Source organism: Hymenobacter coccineus, assembly GCF_001816125.1.
In the GTDB taxonomy this organism is placed as follows: Bacteria; Bacteroidota; Bacteroidia; order Cytophagales; family Hymenobacteraceae; genus Hymenobacter; species Hymenobacter coccineus.
Genome location: NZ_MDZA01000174.1, coordinates 1 through 4,661 on the forward strand (window position 1 = coordinate 1; position 4,661 = coordinate 4,661).

General features: G+C 63.4%; 7 protein-coding genes and 1 pseudogene. 7 read left to right on the forward strand and 1 reads right to left on the reverse strand.

Annotated elements, in window-relative coordinates; translation table 11 throughout:
• The 6 genes and pseudogenes from BEN49_RS27905 to BEN49_RS11380 form a co-directional block, all read left to right on the forward strand.
• Positions 1-258: pseudogene (locus BEN49_RS27905) on the forward strand (hypothetical protein); the annotation flags it as partial.
• 152 nt (positions 259-410) lie between these two features.
• Complete coding sequence (locus BEN49_RS11360) at positions 411-641, forward strand: hypothetical protein (protein ID WP_125916766.1); 231 nt, start codon at positions 411-413, stop codon at positions 639-641.
• 89 nt (positions 642-730) lie between these two features.
• Positions 731-1,102 carry a hypothetical protein gene (locus BEN49_RS11365; protein WP_070743448.1) on the forward strand — a complete coding sequence of 124 codons (372 nt, stop codon included), beginning with the start codon at positions 731-733 and terminating at the stop codon, positions 1,100-1,102.
• Between the two features lie 95 nt (positions 1,103-1,197).
• Positions 1,198-1,551 (forward strand): hypothetical protein, encoded by a 354-nt coding sequence (locus tag BEN49_RS11370; RefSeq protein WP_070743452.1) that lies wholly within the window; start codon positions 1,198-1,200, stop codon positions 1,549-1,551.
• Between the two features lie 44 nt (positions 1,552-1,595).
• Entirely contained in the window at positions 1,596-2,993 is a 1,398-nt protein-coding gene (locus BEN49_RS11375) for a M28 family peptidase (RefSeq protein ID WP_070743456.1), read from the forward strand.
• 87 nt (positions 2,994-3,080) lie between these two features.
• A complete protein-coding gene (locus tag BEN49_RS11380) occupies positions 3,081-3,554 on the forward strand; it encodes a GxxExxY protein (protein ID WP_083326001.1) in 474 nt (157 codons plus the stop codon).
• On the opposite strand, the gene BEN49_RS11385 is transcribed toward BEN49_RS11380, so the two are convergent.
• Positions 3,534-4,328 (reverse strand): OmpA family protein, encoded by a 795-nt coding sequence (locus BEN49_RS11385; RefSeq protein ID WP_070743462.1) that lies wholly within the window; start codon positions 4,326-4,328, stop codon positions 3,534-3,536. The genes BEN49_RS11380 and BEN49_RS11385 overlap by 21 nt on opposite strands.
• Before the next feature lie 143 nt (positions 4,329-4,471).
• Between BEN49_RS11385 and BEN49_RS11390 the strand changes: the two genes are divergently transcribed.
• Positions 4,472-4,661, forward strand: a 190-nt coding sequence (locus tag BEN49_RS11390; protein WP_141765650.1) for a hypothetical protein, incomplete at its 3' end; no start/stop codon positions are given.

Below are 4,661 nucleotides of genomic sequence, written 5' to 3' on the forward strand. Positions count from 1 at the left end.
GCCGCCACCGGCCTGGCCCCGCAGGTGTACCGCGCCCAGCAGCCGGGGGCCCTGGCCGATACGCTGCGCCGCGCCTACGCCGGCCGAGCCGTGGTGGTGGTGGGCCACTCCAACACGCTGCTGCCGCTGCTGGCCGCGCTGGGGGCCCCTGCGCCAATGGCCGAAATCGGCGACGACGAGTACAGCTATTTGTTCGAGGTGCGCGTGCCGGCCCAGGGCCCCGCCACGGTGCGCGTGCGGTACTACGGGGCCCAGTAGGGGCCCACAATTTGGGAGGAGAAAGTTGCGGGGCAGCCACTAAAGGGCGCTAGTTTCGCCGCATGAAATACGGAGCACTGCTGAGAATATCCCTTGCGCTGGGGGCCCTGCACGGGTGCGATTCGCCGAATAAAAAACCGGCGGTTACAGCTGTGGCACCTATATCTGCGGCTACTCCGGTGCCCTACTTGGGCTACCGCCGTTACGGCAGTACGGTGGGTGGCCGGTCCGTAACGATGACCCTGACTTTCATCCCAGCAGCTGACAAAAAGCCCGCCGGCTGCGAGGGCCGCTACTTCTATGGCCGTGGTAATCAGGGTGAGTTGTACTTGGGCACGCCGGCCGAATACCGGGCCCCGGGGCCCTTGGTGCTAGTTGAGTAGACAATAAAAAGGAAACCGGCCGCTGGCGCGCCGCGCAGCCTGCGGGCCCCGTACTGACCGGCACTTGGACGAGCCCCACTGGCCGGCAATTGCTTTTCGAGCTGCACGAAACCTACCAGGACGCGCAGGGCCAGCAGATGGCCGCGCGCTACGACCTCGTGGAAGATTCGGCGGAAGGACCATTATGCACGCCCGAAACCGAGGACGGCGCCGAGCCTAAAGATTCGACCGCCGCCGAGCCGGAACTGCCAGCTTTGGATTCGCCGCGCCGCCAGCCGGCGGTGGTCAACCGCACCTACGTGCACTTGCTGGGCCCCGATACCCTGCGCCCGGCGTTGCGCGGCTTGCAGTGCCCCGTACCGGCCCGCCGCGCGGCCGAGTTGCAAAAATTTGTGCGCAGTGACGGCAGCTGCACCGAAACCAATGAAACTGTTGAAAGGCTAAACCTGAATGAGTCCTGAATGAGTTTGGCCTACTCTCTTTCACTACTTACCAAGCGTATTATTCTTATGGAGCGGCTCACTTCAACCACAGCGCCACTAACACTACTTACGATTTGGTGAACGGCGATGAGTTGTTGCTGGCCGAGCAGCTACGACCTGGCATGGCGCTGCGGCTGCAAAAAATAATCACCCAACACTTGCGGCACGACCCACCCAGGGATGGCGACTCGAGCCTTAATATGGAGCAGTGGGACGCAGACCAGCTTGTTTCCCTACCCGATGGCCTCGGCCTGACCTATACCGGACTGTTGTCTACCTACGGCGACGACGAGCTGCCCTCGCTGGGTGTCGTCACAGTGAACGTACCCTGGCGCGACCTCATCCCCCTGCTGCGCCCCGATTCGCCCGTGGCCCGGATGCTGCGGCAGCGCGGGCTGTGGCCCGGCGTGGGGCCCAAGCGGCAATAATGGGTACTTTTGGCCGATTGCCTAGCCTTTTTATTATTCAACCGATGCGCTACTTTTCCGCTTTGCTTCTGGCCGGCCTGCTGGCCGGAGGCCCCGCCGCCCGGGCCCAAACCGCGCCCGTGGGGCCCAAAACCGACTCGCTCAACATCCGCCGCATTTTCGACGAGGCCCTGCTGCGCGGGCAGTGCTACGAGAACCTGCGCTACCTCACCGGCACCATTGGCGGGCGGCTCTCGGGCTCGCCCCAGGCCCAGCTGGCGGTGGAGTGGGGCCAGCGCACGATGGAAAAAGCGGGCTTCGACAAGGTGTACTTGCAGGAAGTGATGGTGCCGCACTGGGTGCGGGGCCCCAAGGAGCGCGGCGAAATCATCGGCAACAAGGGCAAAGGGGTGGCCGTGGCGGTGTGCGCCCTGGGCAACTCGGTGGGCACCGGCGGCAAGCTGCGCGCCGGCGTGGTGGAGGTGCACAGCCTCGACGAGCTGAAGAAGCTGCCCGATGCGGCCGTAAAAGGCAAATTCGTGTTCTTCAACCGGCCCTTTGATGACGCCCTCATCGAGCCCGGCTCGGCCTACGGCGCCGCCGGCGACCAGCGCCGCAGCGGCCCCGCCGAGGCCGGCCGCCGCGGCGCCGTGGGGGCACTGGTGCGCTCCCTCACCAGCGCCCGCGACGACAACCCCCACACGGGCACCACTAACTACGGCGACGCGCCTACCAAAGTGCCCGGTGCGGCCCTCAGCACCCTGGCCGCCGACCGCCTCAGCCTGCTACTCAAGGCCGACCCGAACCTGAAATTTGAGCTGGAAATGGGCTGCCAGATGCTGCCCGACGCGAAAAGCTACAACGTGGTGGGCGAAATCCGGGGCTCGAAATTCCCGCAGGAAATCATCACCGTCGGCGGCCACCTCGATTCGTGGGACCTCGCCCAGGGGGCCCACGACGACGGCACCGGCGTGACGCAGAGCATGGAAGCCCTGCGCCTGCTGCGCGTCGCCGGCCTCAAGCCCGAGCGTACGGTGCGCGCCGTGCTCTTCATGAACGAGGAAAACGGCACCCGCGGCGGCAACGAGTACGCCCGCCTGGCCCAGGCGAACAAGGAAACCCACTTGGCGGCCATCGAGAGCGACGGCGGCGGCTTCACGCCCCGCGGCTTTGCCGTGCAGGGCAACCCCGAGGCGCAGCGCAAAATCGTCGCCTGGGCCCCCTTGCTGCGCCCCTACCACGCTGCCGAAATCGTGCCCGGCCACTCCGGCACCGACATCGAGCCCCTCGAAGCCGCCGTGCATCCCAAGGCCCTCATCGGCTACGATTGCGACTCGCAGCGCTACTTCGATATTCACCACACCGCCGCCGACACCTTCGACAAAGTGAACCGCCGCGAGCTAGAATTGGGCGCCGGCAGCATGGCCGCCCTCATATACCTGTTAGCCAAGTACAGCCTATGATCGCAGATTATGCAGATTTAAAGGGATTTCGCAGATTCAATTTCCGCAATCCGCAAAATCTCTTCAAATCTGCATAATCTGCGATTTATGGAAGACTATAAATTTAAGGATTTGACGAGGAGAATAATTGGTTGTGCGATGGAAGTGCATAAGCAGATTGGGCCAGGATTTCCGGAGGGGATTTACCAGCGCTGCCTGGCGATTGAGATGCGCCGCGAAGGGTTGAATTTTGAGAGTGAAGTGCATTTGCCCCTGTACTACCGTGAAGAGCCGGTTGGAAGCCGCCGCGTTGATTTCCTGGTAGAAGAAGCAATATTGCTGGAATTGAAAGCAACGGCCGACCTAACCCCAGTTCACCACGCGCAAATAATAAACTACCTAAACGCCTACCGCCTGGAAGTAGGCCTGCTATTAAACTTCGGCCAGGAAAGCCTGATTTATAAACGCTTCGTTAAAACCCAAAAAAATAGCCCGCTCCAAAAAAGAAGCGGGCTACAAGAATCTGCGAAATCCCTTTTAAAATCTGCAAAATCTGCGATCCTAGTTGGGGTTCAAGATTGAGAACAACTCGTCGAGTTTCGGCGTCAGGATAATGTCGGTGCGGCGGTTGAGGGCCTTGTTGGCGGGCGTGTCGTTGGCGGCCACGGGCAGGTTTTGGCCGCGGCCGGAGGGCGTTACCTGGGCGGGGTCCATGCCGGCGGAGGTGAGCAGGCGCGTGATTTCGGTGGCGCGCAGCACGCTCAGGTCCCAGTTGTCTTTGGCGCCGTTCACCACGCCCTTGATGGGCACGTTGTCGGTGTGGCCTTCCACGAGCACGTTCACGTCCTTGTTGTCGCGCAGGGCGTTGGCGAGTTTAATTAGTGCGTCCTGGCCCTTGGGGTCAACCTTCGTCGAGCCCGATTTGAAGAGCAGCTGCTCGGAGAGCGACACGTACACCTTGCCGTTTTTCACGTTCACTTGCAGGTCCTGGGCGTTGAAGCCGAGCAGGGCATCGCCCACGCGCTGGCGCAGGGCTTTGGTTGCGGCGTCCTTCTCGTCAAGCACGCGCTGCAACTCGGCGATGCGGGCGTTTTTGCCGGCCAGGTCCTGCTCGGTGGTGCCGAGGGTGGAGTTGAGCTGGTTCACCTGGTTGTTTTTGCTGAGCAGGCTGCCGCGCAGGTCTTCCTCGCTGCGGTTTTTCTCGGCGGCGAGGGCCGATTTTTCGAGCTGCAACTGGTCGCGCGATTTGGTCAGGTCGCTGTTTTGCTGCTGCAAGGCCGCAATTTCTTTCTGGTTGCAGCCGGGCAGGGCCAGCGCGGCAACCATGAGCAGGGCGGGGGCGAAGGAGCGCATCATGGGGTGTGAGGCAAGAAGGGTGAGGGAGAAGCGCGGGCCCGGCGGCGGCCGGCGGGCCCGCGCAGTGTTGGGCTTGAAACGGGCACGGCCGGCCAGGGTTACCTTTGGACTTTCCGCTGTTACTGTGCGCCGTTTCCTTCTTGTTGCTTGCCTGGGGGCCTTGGCCGGGCCCCGCCGCCGGGGCCCCACCGGCCGCGCCACCCGCCCGCTACTGGGTGGCGCTGGCCGATAAAAACGGGGTGGCTTTCGACCCCCGCACCTATTTCTCGGCCCCGGCCCGCGCCCGCCGCGCCCGCCAGCACCTGCCCGCGTTCGATGGAATCGGACCGGCCC